Source organism: Flavobacterium ponti (assembly GCF_042652765.1).
GTDB lineage: Bacteria > Bacteroidota > Bacteroidia > Flavobacteriales > Flavobacteriaceae > Flavobacterium > Flavobacterium ponti.
Genome location: NZ_JBHSGW010000004.1, coordinates 107044 through 131583, shown reverse-complemented (window position 1 = coordinate 131583; position 24540 = coordinate 107044). Strand labels below are relative to the sequence as shown.

The following is a 24540-nucleotide window of genomic DNA, read 5'->3' as shown; positions in this document are numbered from 1 at the left end:
TTTTTAAAAGGGCAAATATAAGGCAAATATACTGTACGGAAAACGAAAACAACGATTAATCCAGTAATTCATACGTTGAATTCAAGCTTTTGTATTCAGGAACTATTCGTTTCATGTATTGTACAATTTCAACTTCTTCCTTACTTAATGCTATTTGGATTAATTCATTTATATCCTCAATAATTTGAGTAAAATCTTCTTCCTCTTCTTGAGCAATCATTATTTTTTCGTGGTGGGTAGGAAGAGTTTTAGAGGTATCATTTAATAATTCTTCAAAGAGTTTTTCTCCAGGTCGCAATCCAATTATCTTAATTTCAATTTCCTTATCAGGCTCATAACCCGCTAACTGAATCATTTTTTTAGCCAAATCAATAATTTTAACAGGTTTTCCCATATCAAAAATATAGATTTCACCACCTTTACCCATTCCTCCTGCCTCCAAAACCAATTGACAAGCTTCTGGAATAGTCATAAAATAACGAATAATTTCCGGATGAGTTATAGTAATAGGTCCTCCATTTTCAATTTGTTTTTTGAAAAGAGGCACAACTGAACCATTAGACCCTAAAACATTTCCAAAACGTGTAGTTATAAACTTAGTAGCATCTTCATTTTCTAAAATATGTTTATAGTGTAGTGACTGCACATATTTTTCAGCAATTCGCTTACTAGCTCCCATTACATTACTAGGATTAACTGCTTTATCCGTGGAAACCATTACAAATTTTTTAGCACCATATTGCACCGCTAAATCAGCTATGTTTTTTGTCCCTAACACATTGGTATATATGGCTTGACAAGGATTGTCTTCCATCAAGGGCACGTGCTTATAGGCTGCAGCATGGAAAACAACGTCAGGCTTATGTTTCTCAAACACACGCTCCACGCTCGATTTATTTCTAATATCTGAAATAACCGTAAATACTTTTACTTTCTTCTGAGATTTTTCTATTTCCAAAGAAAGATGATGTAATGGGGTTTCGGCTTGATCAATTATGATCAATCGCTTTGGATTAAATTCCAATACTTGCCAAACAATTTCACTACCAATAGAACCAGCTGCTCCAGTAATTAAAACCGTCTTATTGGATAATTGACTAGAAACCAATTTATTATCCAAAACAATAGGTTTTCTTTCTAATAAATCTTCAATTTGAAAACTTTTAATTTGTTTTGATATTTCTTTTTCATTTTCCCAATTGGTAATAATTGGAATAGTATATACTTTTAAGTTATGTGCTAAACAATCATCAATAATACTCAATTTCTCGTCTTTCGAAAGTGATTTTTCAGCTATAATAAGAGCTTTAGCCCTATAACTTCGCATAATTACTGAAGTTTTCTTGCTGTTGTATAAGATAGGTAACCCTAAAATACTTTTTGATTTATTGGATTTTGAATTATCCATAAAACCTACCACTTTGAATCTAGCTGGGCTTTCGGTTTTAATGGCATTAGCTACAGCAATCGCGTTAGCATCAGAGCCATATACAATCGTAGGTGTAAGTTTTTTAGAATCTGTTGAATTTATAAAATTTTCAAAGATAAATTTTACAATTATTCTAAAGAAAAATAAGATGGTGAACGATAATACAAAACTTAAAATTAATCCAGGAAATAAATATATTTTTTTTCCATAAATAAAATAGTAGGTATAATTAAAACCTATCAAGACCACTAATGAGGAGAAGGTAGAAAACAATAATTTCACCGCATCTATAAAACTACTATGTCTAATAATTCCTGCATAGGTTCTGTAAAAAATAAAAAAGATAATGTTTACAAAAACAATAATACTATAACGCTCAAAAACACCGAAAGTATCATAAAATCTCGGAACAAGATTGGACAGCATTATATAGGTAAGAAAGTTAGCAAAAACTATAATAGTAATATCAATACAAAAGATGATCCATCTTGGCAAATAACCAAATGAATGTACTCTATTGGTAAAAAGAGCTTGCAAGGTCTTACTTAAAAGGTTATTTTTCAAATTTTAAACTAAATAGGTATACTTAAAAAAACATTATTTTTTACTCAAATGTAGCAAAAAAAGCTTTAATATTTTTAGCTACTCTCACTTTATCTTCTTCGTTCAAATTTGAACCAGAAGGTAAACACAATCCATTCTTAAAAAGGTCCTCAGCAACAGTACTACCATAATAAGGATAATTCTCAAAAACGGGTTGCAAATGCATGGGTTTCCACAAAGGTCTAGACTCAATATTTTCTTTTTCCAAAGCCAATCGTAAGGCCTCTCTTTTCTCGTAAGATGATAGAACTATAGCACTTAACCAATGGTTTGAATAATAATCCGCAGTTGGTTCCATAAACAATTGTACCTCATTACTTTCTTTAAAAAGTGCTTGATAAAAAGCATTCATGCCTCTACGTTGAGACACCCTTACATCAATAACTTCCATTTGCCCTCGTCCAATACCAGCACAAATATTACTCATCCTATAGTTATAACCAATTTCCGAATGTTGGTAATGTGGTGCATTATCTCTTGATTGAGTAGCAAAAAAAACAGTTTTCTCTTTATATTCTTTATGCTGACAAACCAAAGCTCCTCCTCCAGAAGTGGTAATGATTTTATTACCATTAAAAGACAAAGCAGCTAAGGGACCAAATGTACCGCATTTTTGTCCTTTATAAGTACTCCCTAAGGCTTCTGCACTATCTTCTAGAACAGGAATATCATATTTTTTTGAAATTGACATCACCTCATCCACTTTAAAAGGCATTCCATACAAATGGACTGCTATAATGGCTTTTGGCTTTTTTCCTTTTGCTATTCTATCCACTATAGCTTCTTCTAGAGCAACAGGACAAAGGTTCCATGTGTCTTTTTCGCTGTCAATAAAAACAGGAGTTGCCCCCAAATATAAAATAGGGTTAGCTGAAGCTGAAAAAGTCATGCTTTGACAAATTACTTCATCTCCTGCTTGCACTCCCAACAAAACCAAACCCAAATGTAAAGCTGCCGTTCCTGAACTCAAAGCTGCTACATACGACTTCTCACCCAAATAGGCTTCTAAATCTTGTTCTAACCCATTCACATTAGGTCCAAGAGGAGCTACCCAATTGGTATCAAATGCTTCTTGTACGTATTTTTGTTCGTTGCCTCCCATATGTGGAGAAGACAACCATATTTTTCCTGGATTCATTTTTTAAAAATTGTATTTAAAATTACAGTCTTAAAAAAAGCTAATGAAACATTTTCTTTCTTCTTTCCTCTTTCCTCTTTCCTCTTTCTTCTTCCTAATACCAATCAGCATGTCTGTCTTTATCTCCAATATAAAACATCAGACCTAAAGAAAATACAGTAGTTTTACCCACTTCAGAGTTATAATCACTATTTAAAAGTACACCATCAAATCCATAATGTTGTTTAAAACGAAAAGCATAAGCTAAATCTCCATAAAGACTAATGCGCTCTGAAAGCTTTACTTGAGGTGTTAAACCAATTGTTGCTGTACCTATTCTCTCATTATCACTAATGCTTTCTGGCTTAGCAAAAGTAACACCTACTCCAACTCGACCTAATAATCCAACTCTTTCATTGGTTGCATAATTTAAATTAAATAAACTACCTACATTATATACTCCTGAAATATTAATCGAGTTAAAGGTAACTCCTGCATCATCTTTTGAAAAACTATCTCTTCCATAATTTAATTTTAAACCTATTTCTTCAGAAATCATATAACGCACACCAATGTCAAAGTGGTTAAATCCTGATAAATCGCTTTTATCAAATTGATTGCCATATAATTTTGAAGGATTTACATATCCATATCCTGTTTCAATTGAAAATCTATTCCAATTTTTTTCTACTTGAGCCGAAGCCATTAACGAAGTTAAAAATAACAAAACCAAACTTACTCTCTGCATTGTATTCATTTTTATTAAATTTTCAACCTAAACGAATTAGGCTTTTATAGTTATACTTAATTATATTTACTCTTAACTATTCATCTCATCACCCTTTCTCCCTTCACTACTCACTCCTCACTCTTAACTGCTACCGAAAAACCGTCCTAAAAATCAGCCGCAAATCTACAAAAAAACTCCGATTATAATAATACGCCAAATTCATCTTCACTTTATCAGGAAAAATGACATTATCATTATAATACAAAGGATTAGCATGTTGCTTTAATAATTCTTCTTCATTGGCATATTTTAAGGAGGCTTCTGAGGTTAATCCTGGCTTTAATTCTAATATTTTTCTATCTTCTCCTTCTAATTTATCATAATAGCCAGAAATATCAGGCCTAGGACCTACAAAAGACATTTGTCCTAATAAAATATTAACCAATTGCGGTAGTTCATCTAATTTTGATTGTCTTAAAAAAGTGCCAAAGGAAGATATTTGCTGAGTCGTATCATTCATTGATTTAATTTTAAAAATCTTAAATGACTTACCATATTGACCTATTCTTTCTTGAAGAAAGATTCCTAAAGATTTAGTGTCTATACTGGCAACAAATATACAAATAAGAATGACCCAAAAAAATAAAATAAGTGAGAGAAATGCAATTGTAAAATCAAATATTCTTTTTAGAAGCATTACATCAAAGTTATTTTAATTATTTTTCCTGGATTACCTACTACTACAGCATAATCAGGAACATCATTTATAATTACGGCTCCCGCTCCAATAGTAGCCCATTTTCCAATTTTTACACCTTGAATTACATTTGCTCCAATACCTATATGCGAACCTTCTCCTACCGTTACATTTCCTGCTAAAGATGCATTGGGAGAAATATGCACATAATCTTCTAAAACACAATCATGCTCCACCACACATTTTGAATTTAAGATACAATGTTTACCAATTTTAGCATCTGCATTTACCACTACCTGTGGCATAACAACAGTTCCTTCATCTATCGACGCAAAGGAAGATACCGTTGCTTTTGAATGAATAGCTTTGAAATATTTAAAAGTATTATTTGTTACAATCTTCTTTCTTGTCGAATTATTTCCAATTGAAATTATAAATTCATGGTCATTGGTTGGTTGAAATTTTGTAGAGTGAATTACTGGAATATTGGACAGTTTAGGAAAATTTGGTTCATCATCTAAAACAGCCACAACTTCATCTTCATTAGAAAACAAAATATCTAGTATCACTTTTGCGTGACCACTTGCTCCATAAAGATACTTACTACTTTTCATATACTGTTTTTTTTTAATCGTTTCCTTTAAAGGCTTCCATAGTAGCTTGCCCTTCTTGAGAAATGCCTTCTCTCACAAATACTTTTTTTAGGGTTAAAAATAGTATTTTACAATCTAATAAAAAACTACAATGTTCCACATACCAAACGTCATACTCAAATTTTTGAGTCCAGCTGATGGCATTTCTACCATTGATTTGTGCCCAACCTGTTATACCTGGTCTTATGTTGTGTCGTTGTTTCTGTAAAACATTATACAAAGGTAAGTATTGAACCAGCAAAGGCCTTGGTCCAATTAAACTCATGTCACCTCTGATTACATTTAATAATTGAGGAATTTCATCTAAAGACGTTTTTCTAACAAAAGAACCAATGGTAGTTAATCGCTCACTATCTGACAACAACTCTCCATTACTATCTTTTTTATCATTCATGGTTTTGAACTTGATAATATTAAAAAGTTTTTCGTTTTTACCAGGACGTGTTTGAAAGAAAAATGGTTTCCCTTGATTGGCAAAAAACAATCCTATCATTACAAACACAAAAACAGGACTTAAAAGGATAAAACCTACTAAGGCTGCCGTAAAATCTAATAGTCTTTTAAAAAAGGATTTATACATTTATTCACTTATTTGCTTATAGATATCCATTGTTTTACTCCAAAGTTTCTTTTGTTCAAATTTAGATAGGATAATATCTCTTGTTATAGTTGACATTAAGTTAATTTTATCAATATTTTCAATACTAAATTTCATTTTTTCGAAAAGTGCATTTTTATTTTTTGAAGGAATTAAAAAACCATTTACATTATCTTCAATAATTTCATTACATCCAATTATGTCAGATGAAATCGCAGGAATATTCATTGCAGCAGCTTCCATAAGTGAAATACCAAAACCTTCTCTATATGATGGAAAAACAAATAAATTCATCAATTTATAAAATGGTCTTGTATCTTTTTGAAAACCAGCTATAATTATATTTTTATTTTGTTCTAATTCAATTCTTGTTTCGGGTAACAAAGGGTCTAAATCATGCTCATAGTTTCCAACTAACAACAACTTTGTGTTTGGATATAACTCATTCAGATTTTTGAAAGACCCAACTAATTCATTAATTCCTTTATCAGCAACAATTCTACCAATAAAACCAAAAACAAAATCTCCATTTTTAATTTTATACTGTTGTTGTAAACTATTACATTCTATAATTTCTGGATCAAAAAAATCAGAATTTATTCCATTAATACTGCCATTCCATATTACATTTATTTTTTTTCTTGTAATACCATCATCATACATTACATCTTTAACACCTTTACTAACTGCAAAAATATCCGTAGCTGATTTACAGGATATTCTCTCCATATAAATCAATATTCTTTTTTTTAAACCAGTAGTTCCTTGATATCGTAAACCATGTACGTAATAAATTCTAGTAGGAACTCGACAAAGCCAAGAAGCAATCATTGATAAAAAACTCCCTTTTGGGGTATTACCATGAACTATATCCGGTTTATTTCGATAAAAATAAACAACCAATTTAAATAAACTGAGAAAATCATAAAGCAATGAAATCTCACGTTTCATGACAATACCATAACTCTTAACTTTATTATAATTTGCCGTTTTAAAAAGCTCTTCTTCAGGAGAAGAAATCAAGGTCACATCAAACTCATCTTGTAACAATAAAAGTTGCCCCTTAAAAAAAATAAGTGATAAGGGTATAGTTGTAACAATAAAAAATTTCTTCTTACGCATTTAGTCCTTTTACTTTTGTGCCTTTTATTACAGCTATGGCTTCATTATAAGCTTTACTATCCTTTTCGGAAATTTGATTCTGTCCTCTTCTTTTTTGCAAAACATCTATTTTTTTCAACATACTTAGAACACTAACAATAACTGATTTTAGATAGGATTTAAAAATTAGACCATCAAAAGAGGTTCCTTTATACTTCCTAATCATATTTCTTTCATTCTTGTATGCTCTCAATAATTTATCTTTAGTAACATTATTTTCTTCGCGATAAATATACAAAGGGTCTTTTATCGAGATAATTTTTAAATCATTATTTTTGGAACTTCTCAACCATAAATCTAAATCTTGAGCTATACTTAATGTTTCATCATACTGGTTTCTAAGATACCATGATTTTTTAGCAATTAATGCGGCATGAGTGATTCCAACCTTTTTAGATATAATCTCATCAAAAGTTGCTGAATCATAATTCATCCCTCTTGTTCCAATAAGTTCTAAATTATTTAGAACAGAATAAACACCAGTTGTTACTATATCTACATCATTATTTATCAATATATCTAATTGTTTTTCAATTCTGTTAGGCATCATTAAATCATCAGCATCCATTCTTAGAATATAATCATATTTTGCCCAATGCGAAACTTCATTTAATCTGCCAGCTAATCTTTTATTTTTACCATCAGAAATAACTCTAACTCTATCATCTTGGACTGATTTTGCAATAGCTAATGAATTATCTGTTGAACCATCGTCAATAAGTAATAATTCCCAATCTTGAAAGCTTTGTGCAAAAACAGATTTTATAGCTTCTGCTAAAAACTTTTCTGCGTTGTAGAATGGAATAGCTATTGTAACTTTCATAGTTTTTATTTTATTAATATAACATTCATCAAGTAAGTAAAAATAAAGTATAAAAATACTAATAATCCTATTCTTGCATTTTGAAACTTAAAAATTTTATCTTTTAATAATGGGTAAATGAAAATTATAGCCATAAGAAACCATGATAAGTATGCAAATCTATTTGAAAAATTTACTTTAATGATTAAAATCCAAAAAACATTACATATTAAGTATGTATTGAAAATATGCTTATAAAAAACATCATTAAAATTTCTTTTAAAAATATAAAACCAACCTATAATAACTGCTGTTGCACTATAAATAAGAAAGTCCCATCTAAAGCCTGACCCAACAAATTCTTCATTAACTTCATCTGTAAAATACACACCTACCTTATCAGAACCAAAACCAGATATTTCAATAAGTTTAACAAAATAATTCCCTAATATTATAGAAATTGGTATAACAATAAGCCAAATCAACAAATATACTTTCGTGGATTTATAAAAATTTGTGAGCAAATATGCTATGGTAGGAAGTAATAAAGTTTGATGAAATGTACAAGCAAACAACATCAAACCAAAAGACAAATATTTATTTTTACGATAAGCTAAACCTAAGATAAAAAAAGAGGTTGCTATTCCATTTCTAATTCCATTAGTTCCATATGCCCAAAAAGAAAAAGAAATACAAAACATTATAAAAGAATAAGCCCAGTATTTTTTAAAATTTCTTTTAGAAAAGAAATATAATGGAACAACATATAATAATACACAAATAAAAAAGAAAAACTCAACAGTCATAATCTTTGAACAAAACTCTAGAAAATAATAAAATCCAAAGTCATCATAAATAATTACAGGATCATTATCTTGAAATCTTTCAAACATATATGCATACATGGTCATGTCAATAAAAACACCATTTATAGGTCTTAACCCCATATATAAGATTGTAAAGAACAATGATATATAACCTAAAAGATTTAAAACTCCAATGCTTTTTTTATTATTAAGATTATGTAAGTAAGAGTTTATAAATATAAAAAGTATTACTATCAAATAGAATTGATAATAATAATAAGAATAATCATTTACAGGAATAAAATCAAACATATATTATAAAATTATACTACTCTTCAATTTAAACTTGTTTTTGTAGAAACTTAGCCAAGTATTTAAAACTAAAATCTTCCACAAAAGAAAACTATAATCTTTTTCATTCTTTTTGTGTGCTTCTAAAATAGCTAAGCATTTGTTTTTGTCTAATAAAATATTTTGATTATTTTCAAAGGATTCTTTTGCAAAATCATACAAATCGCTTTTTAACCATGAACTAATTGGTGTATTAAACCCATTTTTTGGACCATACAAAATTTGATTAGGTATAATACCTTCGAGAGCTTTTTTTAATAAGTACTTTTTTTCATTATTTTTTACTTTTAACCTAGAAGGAATAGAAAATGCAAAATCTACTAAATCATTATCTAACATAGGGACTCTAGCTTCAATACTATTTATCATTGTAGCTTTATCAACTTTTTCTAAATAAGTATGTGGTAACAAAATATTACCATCTGTTTTAAGCATTTTTTGAACCTTATCCTCATTCACAAAATTATCTGCTTGCTTAATATAATCCTCATCCCAAGCTTGATTTTCTAGTTTAACTTGTATTTCTTTATTAAAAATTTGATAAGGACTTTTATAAGGGACATCTTGAGACATGTAATAAGCCATTATAGATGCATCAGTGTTTTGATTTAATATAAATGCCATTCGTCTCATTCTTTCCTTCCATTCTTTCTTTGGTATCAAGGGGTATAAATTAGAGGTAAACTTCCAAAAATTAAACGAATTTAATACATTATATCTTCTGTAACCTGCAAATAATTCATCACCTCCATCACCTTGAAGAATAACTTTTTTATCTTGTGCGCACAATTTACTAATTTGATAAAGAGGAATACTTGCTGCTTCTGCAAATGGTTCATCATATTGAAAAACTAAATTGCAAAATATTTCTTTAACATTATTTGAAGTTACAACTAATTCATGATGGTTTGTATTAAATTTTTGGGCTATCAATTTTGCATTTTGTAACTCATCTTTTCCATTTGTATTAAAATCATATGATACTGTGTAAGTGTCAATTTTAGATGAATAATTTTTTGACGCAAAAGCCACCATACTACTTGAGTCAATTCCTCCACTCAATAATACTCCTATTGGAACATCAGAAATTAACTGTCTTGAAACAGCAGCTTCTAATCTAATTTTTATTTCATCAATAGTTTCTGCTTCAGATAAATTATTCTCTTTTACATCATTTTTAATAGACCAATACTCTTTTTTATTTAAACATGCACCATCAACTGTTGAATAAGTATTTACAGTTCCTGGTTTTAATTTAATTAAGTTTTCTATCATGGTTTGTTCACCAGTTGTGTTACCAAACCACATATATTGAGACAATCCTTTATAATTTATTTCAAATGATTCTAACCAATCTAAAATTACTTTTGCTTCAGAGGCAAATAATAATACATCTTCATTCTCATAAATATACAATGGCTTAATACCTAATCTATCTCTTAGAATATGAATTTGTTTTTTTTGTCTATCGTATATCGCAGTTGCGAATATACCATTCCAATTTTTTATTGCATTGAAACTATTTTTTTCAAAAGTTTCTATCATAACTTCAGTATCAGAAGTAGTTATAGTTTCAATTTGATTTTTATTTGCTATTTCTTTATAATTATAAATTTCTCCATTATAAACACATATGTTATTCTTAGATTTTGAATAAAAAGGTTGGTTTGATCTTTTATCCAAGTCTAAAATACTTAATCTATAATGGATTAACAATACATTATCTTCTTGAAAAATCCCTCTATAATCTGGACCTCTATGATTCATTAATTCACTTGATTTAATGAATTTTGTAAATTGTTCTTTTTCAAGACTAGTTTTAGCTATTAAACCTGCAAATCCACACATATATATATTTAATTTGAATTATAGAATTCCAATAAAAATTGAACATTACTTTTTGTATCAAAACCTTTTTTTGTTATTATATCTAATCTATCAATTGTAGATATTTTTTTTGAATTCATAACATTATTAATCTGATCAACCCAAATTTGTGGTTTAGTAATGTCTTCAAAAAATATCTTTCCTACACCCAAATCAACTTCTCGAGAAATTAAATCCGATATCAATGAAGGAATTCCAACGGCTTGAGACTCAACCAAAACGACAGGAAAACCTTCGTATAAAGACGGCATTAATAATATATCTGAACCTGCCATAAATTCAGGCACATCACTTCTTATACCTAGAAAAACAACTTCTTTTTCAAGATTTAATTCACTTACTTTATTTTTTAAAATGTGCTCTAATTCTCCAACACCTAAAAAAAACATTTTAAAATTGACTCCTTTAGATTTTAACAAATTTGCTATTTCTATAGTAAACTCATGGTTTTTCTCATTTTGAAATCTGCCTACTTGGATCAACTTTAAAACTGTACTTTCTAAATTAAACATTTCATTAACATAATTCTTATGTGTGTTTTCAAAATTTGACAATGAAGTGACATCTACAGAGTTTGGAATTAATAGAACTTTTTTATTTTTATAAAATAACAAATCACTGGCTTCTTGTCCACATGAAACAAAATGTGTCGCAACATTATTGATAATAAATTTTGAAATTGAATGATAAAAAAATCTGATTGTTTTGTTGTGAGATTTATCAACAGTATTGTGTGAGTGTGCTATTCTTTTTTTAACCTTAGCAAACTTAGCAGCTAATAAATGTAATGCATTACTGAAATTTGTATGACAATGAACTATTTGATAATCTTCATTAGTTATAAATAAATGTTTTAAAGCTTTAAATCTTTTTAATGGGTTTGATTCATTTATTTTATAGATTCTACCACCCAATGAAATGATTTCATCTTCATAATCAGTTTTTTTATTAGTAAAAACCACAAAATCAAATTGATATTCTGTTCTATCAATTTCTCTGTATAAATTCATCAACATTGTTTCTGCTCCAGCCCTATTCATTGAGCCTGTTATATGTAGTATTCGTTTCATGAATTTAATAAGTTTGTTAAAACATTAAAATCATGTTTTAAAGTTTGAAAATTCAATTCTGAAAATTCTTGATTCTTTAGAAAGTCATTTATTTCACTTTCTGAAAAATTATCAATTAATTTTATATTGCTCTTATCTTTAATCCATTGGTATGAACCTTTTACTTTATGGTTATTATTTTGAAATACCAAACAAGGAGTTTTAGTTATATAACAAAAAATCATTCCATGCAACCTATCTGTTATTACTAATTCTGCTTTTTTAAAGGCAGTCCAAATTTTATCTAGTTCATCAATTCGTTCTTCAATACTTAAATTATTTTTATTGATGTGTGTATCATAATTGCTTTTAACTTCAAAGTTTTCATCAACTAACTCTAAAAGTTTTGCCTTTTCATTAGGTTTCAATAACTTTTCGTCATCATCTCTCAAGCACAACACAACCCCTTTTCTTTCAAGTTCAGGTTTCATTTTATTTAAACTCATAACAATGTCTGGAGTTAAAATAATAGTATTATTTGTAAAATTATCTTGCATCATATTAAATGACATTTGCTCTCTTGCAATAAAAATCATGTTCTTATGCTTACTGTAACATTTTTTAGCTTGCATTAATGCTTTTTTCCCTTTTTCTGAATTTGAAAAATCCATAGTCTGAGGAAAAGAAACTACTTTGTTATTGGGAAAACTTTCCACAACCAGCTGACGATAAAACTCAATTTGATCATATAAATCCCCAAAATTTCCTCCACCAACAGTGGTAACAATATCACTATTTTTTATTGTTTTTTTAATCATAGAGATTCCTTCTAGTGTCTTACTAATTGGTACATCAATAACTTCATAGCCTTGTAGTGAATTTTTTAAAAATTGAGTTTGTGCATAAGTAATGGCAACATCTCCTAAATTTCCATAATCAGCTGCTAAAAAAACAAAAGCCTTTTTTGCTGTATTACCTTTTAAAAATGAAAAAGAATTTTGGCTTTTAAATTTTTGTAAAAACAAAAGAATCCTTGTTTTATTTTCGAATGAAATATATTTACTTAAAAACATTTTATTTTTTTATTTTGCAAAGCAGGTACAATAGAAAGACTGCTTTATTACTAATTATTTTTTTATACAATTTATCAAATGAAGAAATAGCATCATAAGATTTTATAAACTTTTGTGTGTCAGCATTATGCAACATCATTTTTATGTAAGCGATTTTTTGTCCCTCATTTAAATCATTTTTAAAGGCAAATAAATTGTTCACACAATATCTAATTCCTGATACAATAACTGAAGCTAAAATTTTATTTTTTTTATCATTTGAAATATTCCATGAATCAAGAAAGCTTTCAATTGAATTACTCTTTTCTAGATATAATTCAAATGAATTTTTATGAAATGTTTTAATTAAAGATTCAGATGGTCTATTAATGTAATGATATAATCTTTTATTTATGAAAGTTAATGTATTTGAATTCTTATATACTTTTGAATTGAATAAAATATCCTCAACCAATGAAACACCTTTGTCAAAAATAATATTATTATTTTTCAAAAAACTAATTCTATATAATTTATTCCAAGCATAGCCTAATATATTTAAAGTTTTTTCGTCTAAATCTAAATTATTTAAATCCTTATCAAATTGAATATCTTTGGTTGATATTTCTTTAGTTGATATTAAATTTCCTTCTAAATCTTCATTGTCTAAAAAATAACCAAAGATTACTAAATCAATTTCTTTTTTATCAAAAACGCAAATAGTATCTTGTAATAATGTTGGCTCAATCCAATCATCGCTATCTAAAAAATAAACAAATTCTCCTTTAGCTCTTTTTAACCCATAATTTCTTGCATCAGAAAGTCCTCCATTTGATTTTTCATAAATAGTAATTCTTTCATCATTAAATGTTTCAGCAATCTGTTTACTATTATCAGGTGAACCATCAATAATAACCAAAAGCTCAAAATCTTGATAAGTTTGATTTAAAACACTTTGAATACTTTTAGCAATGTATTTTTCAACATTGTAAACGGGCATTATAATTGAAATCATCTTCCAAACTTGTTTTGAATTAATATTCTCATCTCAATTAATTCTTTTTTATTAATAAAAGCTAACAAAATAATAGCTAATAAAACATTCCCAAATAAAACGTAATTATTCCCATAATTCAAAACGGAAACTAATATCAATAAAAAAGACATTATTATTACCAATTTATATGGAAAAATTATTGAAAATATATTCTTCATGTGAATGATTCTAATTATCAACAATACTAAATATCCAAATACAATTGCAAAACTTGCACCAAATAAACCAAACTTAGGGATTAGTAAAAAAGACAAACCAACTGTTGCAATTCCTCCAAAAAGGCTACTAGTTAAAGCTCCTCTTGTTTTTTTAGCACTTAGATATCCTGTACCATAAAACCCAGCGATTGAACTAAAAATAATACTTAACAACAATATAGGAGTATATTGCCATGCTTCAAAAAATTCTTTACTTACAATATAAGACAAGGCTATTTTATTGGTAGCAACTATCAAAATTGATATGGAAAACAATATGCGAATGTATTTCTTTAATACTGTAGTATAATATTCGTCTCTGTCTTCTCTTTCATAACTCAATATTGATTTTTCTTGCCAAGCTAAATAAAATATATTTACAAACATTAATAAAATAGTAGGTAATTTATAAGCTATTGCAAATATTCCATTTGCAGCTGCTCCTAAATACAATAATATTATATAGCGATTTGCAGAAGAAATAGCCCACCAACTTAATGAATTTGGAATTAGAGGAACTGAATAAAGTAATAGTGTTTTACTAAATTCAACCGTAACACTTTTAGAATCCCATAATGTGTATAATTTACCTGAAAATAAAAGAATTATACTAGTAACTAATCCTGCAATTATGCTAGCATATATTAAACCTTCTACTTTAAAATTAAAAATGGCTAAAGCAATAATTGCTAAGCTTACGTAAATAAAAGTATTAATCAATCCAACACCTACATACATCTTATTTTTTCCTAAACCACGAATACATTGCAACAAAAACAAATATATAGACTGAAAAAGTACTAAAGTAAAAAGCAGGTTAAAATATTTTATGGAAAAAAAGTAATCATATATAAACATTAAAACATATAATATACTATGTGAAACTAAAAAAATCGCTGTGATTGTTGAAAATACTTTTTTACTATTTTCTTCTTTATCATTGTCCAAAAGCCATCGCAATGCAGCATCTGTAAGTTGAAAAGTTACAAAAGGACTAATTAAACTTAACGTTATAAGAATTAAATCATAAGCCCCAACATCTTCTTTTGAAAGATAAAAAGTTGTAAAAAAAACCAATACAAAACTAATTACTTTAGAAGATAGATTTCCTACAGTATAAAGAATTGTTAGACTTAATAGACTTTTAGTTTCTTTCAATTATTCGTTTGATTTGTTTAATTAACTTTCAGAAAGTAACTTTTATTTATATTGCTCCTCATAATACTTCAGATATTCTCCAGAAGTAACATTTTTCAACCATTTTTCATTAGCCAAATACCAATCAATAGTTTTAGCCAAGCCTTGTTCGAAGGTTACTGATGGTTTCCAACCTAGTTCTTTGTTGATTTTGGAAGCATCAATCGCATAGCGTAAATCATGTCCTGGTCGGTCTTTTACGTAAGTGATTAATTGTTCAGACTCACCAACTTCTCTTCCTAATTTGGCATCCATTTGTTGACACAATAGTTTTACCAAATCGATATTTTGCCATTCATTGAATCCTCCAATATTGTAGGTCTCATAATTTTTACCTTCATGAAAAACCAAATCAATAGCCACGGCATGATCTTCTACAAACAACCAGTCACGCGTATATTTTCCATCACCGTAAACTGGTAAAGGTTTTTTCTCAATTATATTATTTATAAACAATGGAATTAATTTTTCTGGAAAGTGATTAGGCCCATAATTGTTAGAACAATTCGTAATCACATAAGGCAATCCATAAGTCTCTCCATAAGCTCTAACAAAATGATCAGAAGCTGCTTTTGAGGCTGAATAAGGAGAATTTGGATCATAAGCTGTTGTTTCAGTAAAAAGACCTGTTTCTCCTAATGTTCCATATACCTCATCGGTTGAAATGTGATAAAATCGTTTGCCTTCAAAATTATCCTTCCAATGCTTTTTGCATACATTTAACAAGTTCATTGTTCCAATTACATTGGTTTTAACAAATGCCAAAGGGTCAGTAATCGATCTGTCTACATGAGATTCTGCTGCTAAATGTAGTACTCCGTCAAAATGATACTTAGCAAATAATTCCTCTAAAAAAGTTTCGTTAAGAATATCTCCTTTTACAAAAGTATAGTTCGATTGGTTTTCAATGTCCTTAATATTTTCAAGATTTCCTGCATAAGTCAAGGCATCTAAATTATAAATATGATAATTTGGGTATTGAGTAACAAATCTTCTTACCACGTGTGAGCCAATAAAACCAGCTCCTCCAGTTATAAGTATATTTTTCATGCATATGAAATTAACAATGTAAATAACGATAATTTGCAAAAATAAACTTTATTTGTGAGTTATAAAGCCTATTTACAAATTAATAACCTTAATAAAGGTTGTAACTGTAACTTATTGTTAGTTATAAGGTAATATATAAATTAATTTTAAGGTGTTCTAATATAATAAAACGTAATACTAACCGTCAGTTCGTGTGTCCCGATTCATCGGGATGTATCGAGAACCGTTGTTATGAAAACCTAAAAAGTGAGACCTTACAGGATGACAAGTTTGCGAGGCATTTTGTTCTTATAAAAACCAATCACAATCCCAACCGTCAGTTCGAGTGTCCCGATTCATCGGGATGTATCGAGAACCGTTGTTATGAAAATTTGTGGTATCATGATAATTAAGTTCTAACGAACAATGTTTAGGCAAGACCCTTACAGGGTGACAAGTTTGTGGGGCATTTCGTTCTTATAAAAACCAAACGCAATCCCAACCGTCAGTTTGAGTGTCCTGATTCATAGGGATGTATCGACAACCGTTGTTATGAAAATTTGTGGTATCATGATAATTAAGTTCTAACGAACAATGTTTAGGCAAGACCCTTACAGGGTGACAAGTTTGTGGGGCATTTCGTTCTTATAAAAACCAAACGCAATCCCAACCGTCAGTTTGAGTGTCCCGATTCATCAGGATGTATCGAGAACCGTTGTTATGAAAACCTAAAAAGTGAGACCCTTACAGGGTGACAAGTTTGTGGAGAGGCAGTCGGTTGTGAGTTAGAGATTAAAGCAATTAAAATTAAAAAAGATTATAAAATTTTTTTTAATTTCTCTAATCTGTGTTCCAAAAAAAAGCCCTGCAATAAGCAAGGCCTTAAATACTCTATATTAAAAACAATTAAAGTTTACCATCTACGTTGTTTCCTAAAATTCCTTTTACATCATATAAAACACTATTCTCTTTTTGTAATGACGGAATATCCAATCCTAAAAATTCTTTGTGTGAAACACCTAACACAACTGCATCAAATTTTTGACTTGGAATCTCATTCGTGCTTGTAATTTTATATTCGTGTTGCACTTCTGCAGGATTTGCCCATGGATCATAAGTTGTAACTGCTATACCATATTCTTCTAATGAAGCAATAACGTCCACAATTTTAGTATTACGCACATCTGGACAATTTTCTTTAAAAGTAATTCCTAACATTAATAAAGTAGCTCCATTAACAGTGACTCCTTTTTTAATCATAGATTTAACCACTTGAGAAGCCACATATTCTCCCATACTATCATTTAATCGTCTTCCTGCTAAAATAATTTCAGGATGATAGCCTTTTTCTTGGGCTTTTTGTGCCAAATAATATGGGTCAACCCCAATACAATGTCCACCAACTAATCCTGGTTTAAAAGGCAAGAAATTCCACTTGGTTCCAGCAGCTTCTAAAACATCGTGGGTATTGATATCTAATAAATTAAAAATTTTAGCCAATTCATTTACAAAAGCAATATTAATATCGCGTTGCGAGTTTTCAATAACTTTTGCGGCTTCAGCTACTTTGATGGTAGGTGCTAAATGAGTGCCAGCTGTGATTACACTTTTATACAAATCATCTACTTTTTTTCCAATTTCTGGAGTAGATCCTGAGGTTACTTTTAATATTTTTTCAACCGTATGCTCTTTATCACCTGGATTAATGCGTTCTGGGGAATAACCTGCAAAAAAATCAACATTAAACTTCAACCCACTCACACGTTCTAAAACAGGAATACACTCTTCCTCAGTTACACCTGGATAAACAGTAGATTCATAAATTACTATATCACCTTTTTTAAGCACTTTTCCAACAGTCTCACTCGACTTATATAAAGGGGTTAAATCAGGTCGGTTATTTTTATCTACAGGAGTTGGGACTGTAACTATATAGTAGGTACAGTTTTTAATATCTTCTAAATTAGCTGAGCAATATAATCCATTTGCATCAGAAGGTGTTTTTACTAATACTTTTTGTAAAATACTATCTTCTACTTCCAATGTATTGTCTTTACCTGCATTTAATTCATTAATCCTATTTTGATTTATATCAAATCCTACAACAGGAAATTTCGTAGCAAATAATCTTGCCAACGGCAAACCTACATATCCAAGTCCTACTACTGCTATCTTTGTACTCATTAATTGTTTTTTTTTATGATCCAATGGCTTGATACACAAACCCTATTTGTTCTAATTCTTTTTTGTTTAATAAATTTCTTCCATCAAATACAAAAGCTGGTTTTTGCATTTGATTGTATATTTTTTGCCAATCGTATGTTTTAAACTCATCCCATTCAGTCAATACAGCTATAGCATGTGCATCTTTGCATACTTCATAAGGATCAGTAAGTACTTCTAGTCCTTTTTTATTTTCTAATTCTGAACGACTTTCCAAGTAATTCAAATCAAAATAAATTTGGTTTTCACTTACTTTAGGGTCATAAACAGCTATATGAGCTTGTTCTGAAAGCAAATCATCTGCTACATAAATAGCGGCTGACTCTCTGGTATCGTTAGTGTCTTTTTTAAAAGCCCAACCTAAAAAGGCAATTTTTTTTCCTGAAACCGTATTGTATAATGTTTTAATTATATTTTTAGCAAACCTTCTTTTTTGATGATCATTCATAATGATGACCTGCTCCCAATAATCAGCTACTTCATTTAAACCATATGATTTTGCTATGTAAACTAAATTCAAGATGTCTTTCTGAAAACATGAGCCTCCAAAACCAACAGATGACTTTAAAAACTTTGGTCCAATTCTGCTATCCATTCCAATGGCTCTAGCTACTTCATTTACATCAGCACCAGTGCGTTCACACAATTCAGACATAGCATTTATAGAAGAAACTCTTTGAGCTAAAAAAGCATTGGCTGTTAATTTAGACAATTCAGAAGACCAAACATTTGTTGTTAATATTTGTTCTTTTGGCACCCAGTTAGCATAAATATCAACTAAAGCTTGTATAGCTTTTTGACCTTCTTCAGAAGAATCACCACCTATTAAAACTCTATCTGGAGCTAATAAATCTTCTACAGCTGTTCCTTCTGCTAAAAACTCAGGATTTGATAAAATTTGGAACTGCACACCATTTCCTGTATGATCTAGAATACTTTTAATAGCACTTGCTGTTCTAACAGGTAAAGTAGATTTTTCAACCACTATCTTATTGGTTTTAGCTACTCGTGCAATTTGTCTGGCACATAATTCAATATATTTCAAATCAGCTGCCATTCCTTTTCCAACACCATAAGTTTTAGTTGGCGTGTTTACAGATATAAAAATCATTTCAGCTTCCTCAATAGCCTTGTCTACTTCCGTTGAGAAAAATAAATTTCTACCTCTAGCCTCAGCTACTACGTCACTTAAACCTGGCTCATAAATAGGAATATTCTCCACGTTTGGGTCGTTCCAATCGGCAATTCTTTTTTCATTTAAATCAACGACAGTAACTTTAATACCTGGGCATTTTTGTGCAATAATGGCCATAGTTGGTCCACCCACATATCCTGCACCAATACAACATATATTTTTAATCATTTTTTATAATTTAATTCTATTTTCTATTTAATAAATTCTATTTTCTTCTAAAAAACTGTTCTCGATACACTCCGATGAATCAGCAAACTTGTACTGAGGGTTAATTGTATGTTTGCTTTTGAACTATTTTAAACTTCTTCTTATCTTTCTTTAAGCTCCTCCCTCTGATCATCAAGTTTAAGAGTAAAACCAAATTAGTGAAACCCCTTAAAGCCTGACAAGTTTGCAAATAAAGCTATTTCCCTTATATAAAAAGTCATCCTAACAATCACCACTCACTACTCACTCCTTCTTCCCTAAATTTTTCCAATACCAGTCCACTGCTTCTTTTAACCCTTCTCTCATCGAATACTTTGGATTATATCCCAATAAGTTTTTTGCTTTATCTATACTTGCTAAAGAGTGCGGAATATCTCCTGCTCTATTTGGCCCGTAAATCACTTCAACATTGGCTATTTCTGCATCGTACGCTGTTAAAAATTCTTTTAAATAATTAACCAAATCATTCAAAGTCGTTCTATCTCCAAAAGCGGTATTGTAAACTGTATTAATCGCTTCTGGGTTATTTGTCATCAAGGCTTTTTCATTCATTTGAACCACGTTATCAATGTAAGTAAAGTCTCTTGAAAACATACCATCACCATTTATAACAGGACTTTCGTGATTGATAAATTGGGCTACAAATTTAGGAATAACGGCTGCATAAGCACCATTTGGATCTTGATTTCTACCAAAAACATTGAAATAACGCAATCCAATCGTTTCTAAACCATACGTATTGCTAAAAATAGTTGCATACAATTCGTTGACGTATTTTGTAATAGCATAAGGAGACAATGGTTTCCCTATAACATCTTCTACTTTTGGTAATCCTTTAGAATCTCCATAAGTGGAAGAACTTGCAGCATACACAAATCTTTTAACTTTTGCATCTCTTGAAGCCACTAACATATTTAAAAAACCCGAAACATTCACATCATTAGAAGTAATAGGGTCGTTTATGGAACGAGGCACACTTCCAAGAGCTGCTTGATGTAACACATAATCTGCTCCTTCAACAGCTTTCTTACAAGTATCCAAATCTCTAATATCACCTTCAATTAAAGTGAAATTAGAATTTGAGTAAAACTTATCAATATTGTGTTTGTGACCAGTAGCAAAATTATCCAAGCAAACTACTTTATTGTCATTATTTAAAAAATACTCACACAAGTTGGATCCAATAAACCCTGCTCCACCTGTTATGAGTATTTTCTTTTTGGTAATATTCATCTGCTATTTTTTCATTAATCGTTTTAAAAAGTTTTTATTGGAGGTTTCCTCATAGTCATTTTCACTATAGTCTCCATAGCCATAACCATAGTTATATCCGTATTTTGATTTTTTTCTGAAATCATTTAGTACAATACTGATATTATGCAATTCTCCTCTTTTGTGTTTCTCATTTACTACAGACAACATCCCTTTTTTGGTAACTTCTTGTCTGACAATATATAAAGTTGCATCACAATATTGAGCTAATTCTAGAGCATCTGATACTAAGCCAACTGGAGGTGTATCTAAAATGATGTAATCATAAATCTGTTTTAATTCTTCAATCATTTCATTCATTGCATCACTAATAATTAATTCTGCTGGATTAGGAGGAATTGGACCTGAAGTAATGATATCAAGATTAGGAATATGTGTGTTTTGAACAATTTCGCTTAATTTCTTTTGGCCTATTAAATAATTTACTGAACCTATGTTATTATCGATATTAAAATCATCAAAAAGTTTAGGTTTTCTCAAATCTAACCCTACAATAACAGATTTTTTACCACTCATTGCAAAAACAGTAGCTAAATTCATGCTACAAAATGTTTTTCCTTCACCACTTATAGATGAGGTTAACATCACAATTTTTGACCCTTCTATTTTTTGTTTTTTATAAATGAATTGCAATGAAGAACGAATACCTCTGAATGACTCTGCAATAGCCGATTTTGGTTTGTCGAAAACAGCTAAATTACCAATTTCAGTATTCTTACCTATTACTCCAATAATTGGAATTCTAGTCAGTTTTTCTATATCGTCAGTTGTGTGAATCGAATTATCTAACAATGTTTTAATAAAAACAATAACAAATGGAATTCCTAAACCAAGCAATAAAGCTAAAATGTAATTTACTCCTGTTTTTGGACCAATCAAACCATCACCCACATCTTTTGCTGGATCTATAAATTCGATATCTGACAAATTAGAAGCTCTAATAATATCTGCTTCAGCTCTTTTTTCGAGAAAAGTTGTATAAATATTGTCTTTTAAATTAAATTTTCTGGTAAAGTTTATTAAATCTTGCTGTTGTTCTGGTAGTTGCCTAATGGTACTCTCTGCGTTATTAATATTTCTGGAAAGCAAAGACAAATCAATTTGCAAAGCACTTTTTGAACTTTCAATATTATTTAATAATATCTTTTTTACAGATTCCATTTGGACATCAAAATCAGCAAACATCTTATCATTTTTTACTGAATAGGCTAATTCCGAGCGTTCTGTAGATAATTGAATCAATTTAGAAACATTTCCTATGATGTTTGGGTCTTCAATTCCGGCTACAGTTGGTGCTGGTAATTTTGAATAATCATTGTTTTTTTCAAGATAATTTTTAAGCAAGTTGTAATAGGATAATTTTCTATTTACAATGTCTTTTTGCACATCGTATTCTGATAATTTTGAAGTTAAAGCTTCTCCACCTCCATCAAGCATATACACATTCTTATCTCTTCTGAAAGTTTTAAGATCACCTTCTGCTTCATTCATTTGTTTTTCAACATCAACTAAGGTGCTATCAATAAATTTAATTGTGTTAGTTGCAAATTGATTTTTACTATCCAACTGTCTTTTTTTCAAGGTCTTAACCGTTGAATTTAAAAAATCAACTAATCTAGCTTTATTAGTACCAGCCTTTGCTATTTTTATAATTGAACCTCCTTTTACATCAGCTTCAACATCTACATTTTTATAATTAGCAACCGTTGCATTAAAATCTGAAAACTTAATAAAATATTCTTGCTTCAAATTAGAAAGATTCATTAAATCTTGGGTCAATTTAAAACTTAAAAAAGGTAATTCTACTTTTTCATTAATCTCAAAAGTTCTTTTATAATCACCTATTGGAACTTTGACATTACTTTTTGTATTGTCTTTATAATGATATAATTCTGCTATGGAATTTTCAAACGTAGTAGAAAGTTCAAATTGATTTTGGTTTAAAAATTTAATCTTTATAAGTTGATTGGCAACTTGTCCTTTATTTTCATCTATAACTACTTTAAAAGGTGTTTCTCCATAAGCATCTAGAAAATTATATTCTCCTTGTTTTAAGTAATTGATATAAAACTGTAGATTTCTAACTACTATCTCATTGTGAGACCTAGATTTTAAAGTTGTAATAACGGTTTGAACTTTATCTGATGTTCCTCCCCAATTGAAAACCAAACTTGTGTTAGATGAGAAAAGTTGGTTATTTTCATCTTTCACCACAATGAGAGTTTCCATTCCATAAATTTTCTCTTTGCGAATATTTACTTGGTATGCAATGGTAAAAGTCAAAATCAAACACAATATAAACCATTTCCAATAGCTGATTAACTTTGATAAAAAACCTTTAAAATCAAAGCTGTTTTGTGTTTCTAGAATATTAAAATCTTTTATATCTAACATAGTTAATTTCTAAGCAATAAAATTGTTGTGGTAACTAGTGATAATGCTGTTATTATTGTAGCGATAGATTGTGTACCTGTTGTTCCTGTTCCCCAAGACTTTTGTTTTAAAGGCTTAACAATAATGTAGTCGTTAGGTTGAATATAGAAATTAGGTGAATTAACTATTTCTGCATCTGTTAAATCCAACGAATACATTTCAAAACCATGAGGTTGTTTTCTTAGTATTTGGACTTCTTTTCTATTTCCTGTAATTGTAATATCTCCTGAATTAGCAATAGCTTCTAGAATAGTAACTTTTTCTTGAAACAATACTTTAGAACCAGGACTAGCTATTTCTCCATTAACCGTATAATTGAACCCAGCTAATTTTACGGTAACAAATATTCTAGCTTCCGCTGTAAAATATTCATCCGTTAATTTTTTTTCTATAGTTGCTCTTATTTCTTCTAATGTAAAACCTAGAACATTTATTTCACCTAAAACCGGTATTCTTATATTACCATGCTGATTTACATTATATCCAGAAAAGTATATTGTCTGTGTATTAGGTTGTTGACTTTGTTGAGTAGAAGCATTAAACATCTCTACCAATTTCTGATCAAGTGCTTTTATGTTTATGCTTAAAATGTCGTTAACTTGAACTCTATAAGGCTTTGCATCAAATTCATTGATTACAATGCCTTCTGGTTTATTTCCATAGTCTTGAAGATAGATTAAGTCTCTATTTGGAATACATGAAAAAAAGGTTGAAACCACAACAAACAGTATAAAAAACTTAAAAATTTTCATTCCTTAACAATTAGTAGGCAAATATAAACAAAACGATTAAAAG

The 24540-nt window shown here is 29.5% G+C and carries 20 protein-coding genes; all 20 read right to left on the bottom strand.

Annotated elements, in window-relative coordinates; genetic code table 11:
• Positions 1–55 precede the first annotated feature (55 nt).
• Positions 56–1993, bottom strand: a complete 1938-nt coding sequence (locus ACFO3U_RS05930) for a polysaccharide biosynthesis protein (protein ID WP_379739154.1) — start codon at positions 1991–1993, stop codon at positions 56–58.
• A gap of 40 nt (positions 1994–2033) precedes the next feature.
• Complete coding sequence (locus ACFO3U_RS05925) at positions 2034–3170, bottom strand: DegT/DnrJ/EryC1/StrS family aminotransferase (RefSeq protein WP_379739151.1); 1137 nt, start codon at positions 3168–3170, stop codon at positions 2034–2036.
• 94 nt (positions 3171–3264) lie between these two features.
• Entirely contained in the window at positions 3265–3906 is a 642-nt protein-coding gene (locus tag ACFO3U_RS05920; protein ID WP_379739148.1) for an outer membrane beta-barrel protein, read from the bottom strand.
• Between the two features lie 121 nt (positions 3907–4027).
• Entirely contained in the window at positions 4028–4576 is a 549-nt protein-coding gene (locus ACFO3U_RS05915; protein ID WP_379739145.1) for a sugar transferase, read from the bottom strand.
• Positions 4576–5190: an acetyltransferase gene (locus tag ACFO3U_RS05910; RefSeq protein ID WP_379739142.1), complete on the bottom strand. Its 615-nt coding sequence runs from the start codon at positions 5188–5190 to the stop codon at positions 4576–4578. The genes ACFO3U_RS05915 and ACFO3U_RS05910 overlap by 1 nt, the downstream gene beginning before the upstream one ends.
• 13 nt (positions 5191–5203) lie before the next feature.
• Complete coding sequence (locus ACFO3U_RS05905; protein WP_379739139.1) at positions 5204–5809, bottom strand: sugar transferase; 606 nt, start codon at positions 5807–5809, stop codon at positions 5204–5206.
• Positions 5810–6949, bottom strand: a complete 1140-nt coding sequence (locus ACFO3U_RS05900) for a glycosyltransferase family 4 protein (protein WP_379739137.1) — start codon at positions 6947–6949, stop codon at positions 5810–5812. It abuts the gene before it with no gap.
• Entirely contained in the window at positions 6942–7811 is an 870-nt protein-coding gene (locus ACFO3U_RS05895; RefSeq protein WP_379739134.1) for a glycosyltransferase family 2 protein, read from the bottom strand. Before ACFO3U_RS05895 ends, ACFO3U_RS05900 begins: the two co-directional genes overlap by 8 nt.
• Positions 7812–7816: 5 nt before the next feature.
• On the bottom strand, positions 7817–8908 hold the full coding sequence (locus ACFO3U_RS05890) for an EpsG family protein (RefSeq protein WP_379739131.1): 1092 nt from the start codon (positions 8906–8908) through the stop codon (positions 7817–7819).
• Between the two features lie 3 nt (positions 8909–8911).
• Positions 8912–10795 (bottom strand): asparagine synthase (glutamine-hydrolyzing), encoded by a 1884-nt coding sequence (gene asnB, locus ACFO3U_RS05885; protein ID WP_379739128.1) that lies wholly within the window; start codon positions 10793–10795, stop codon positions 8912–8914.
• 8 nt (positions 10796–10803) lie between these two features.
• Positions 10804–11904, bottom strand: a complete 1101-nt coding sequence (locus tag ACFO3U_RS05880; protein WP_379739125.1) for a glycosyltransferase — start codon at positions 11902–11904, stop codon at positions 10804–10806.
• Entirely contained in the window at positions 11901–12908 is a 1008-nt protein-coding gene (locus tag ACFO3U_RS05875) for a polysaccharide pyruvyl transferase family protein (RefSeq protein WP_379739122.1), read from the bottom strand. The genes ACFO3U_RS05880 and ACFO3U_RS05875 overlap by 4 nt, the downstream gene beginning before the upstream one ends.
• 49 nt (positions 12909–12957) lie before the next feature.
• Complete coding sequence (locus ACFO3U_RS05870; protein ID WP_379739119.1) at positions 12958–13950, bottom strand: glycosyltransferase family 2 protein; 993 nt, start codon at positions 13948–13950, stop codon at positions 12958–12960.
• Positions 13947–15347 (bottom strand): oligosaccharide flippase family protein, encoded by a 1401-nt coding sequence (locus ACFO3U_RS05865; RefSeq protein ID WP_379739114.1) that lies wholly within the window; start codon positions 15345–15347, stop codon positions 13947–13949. Before ACFO3U_RS05865 ends, ACFO3U_RS05870 begins: the two co-directional genes overlap by 4 nt.
• Before the next feature lie 42 nt (positions 15348–15389).
• Positions 15390–16436: a dTDP-glucose 4,6-dehydratase gene (gene rfbB / locus ACFO3U_RS05860; RefSeq protein WP_379739111.1), complete on the bottom strand. Its 1047-nt coding sequence runs from the start codon at positions 16434–16436 to the stop codon at positions 15390–15392.
• 885 nt (positions 16437–17321) lie between these two features.
• A complete protein-coding gene (locus tag ACFO3U_RS05855; RefSeq protein WP_379739108.1) occupies positions 17322–18599 on the bottom strand; it encodes a nucleotide sugar dehydrogenase in 1278 nt (425 codons plus the stop codon).
• A 13-nt stretch (positions 18600–18612) separates the two neighbouring features.
• Positions 18613–20001, bottom strand: coding sequence for a UDP-glucose 6-dehydrogenase (locus ACFO3U_RS05850; protein ID WP_379739105.1), 1389 nt, complete (start codon positions 19999–20001; stop codon positions 18613–18615).
• A 282-nt stretch (positions 20002–20283) separates the two neighbouring features.
• Positions 20284–21273 (bottom strand): SDR family oxidoreductase, encoded by a 990-nt coding sequence (locus ACFO3U_RS05845; RefSeq protein ID WP_379739102.1) that lies wholly within the window; start codon positions 21271–21273, stop codon positions 20284–20286.
• Between the two features lie 3 nt (positions 21274–21276).
• Positions 21277–23706 (bottom strand): exopolysaccharide transport family protein, encoded by a 2430-nt coding sequence (locus ACFO3U_RS05840; RefSeq protein ID WP_379739099.1) that lies wholly within the window; start codon positions 23704–23706, stop codon positions 21277–21279.
• Between the two features lie 2 nt (positions 23707–23708).
• Positions 23709–24497 carry a polysaccharide biosynthesis/export family protein gene (locus ACFO3U_RS05835; RefSeq protein WP_379739096.1) on the bottom strand — a complete coding sequence of 263 codons (789 nt, stop codon included), beginning with the start codon at positions 24495–24497 and terminating at the stop codon, positions 23709–23711.
• Between the last annotated feature and the right edge of the window lie 43 nt (positions 24498–24540).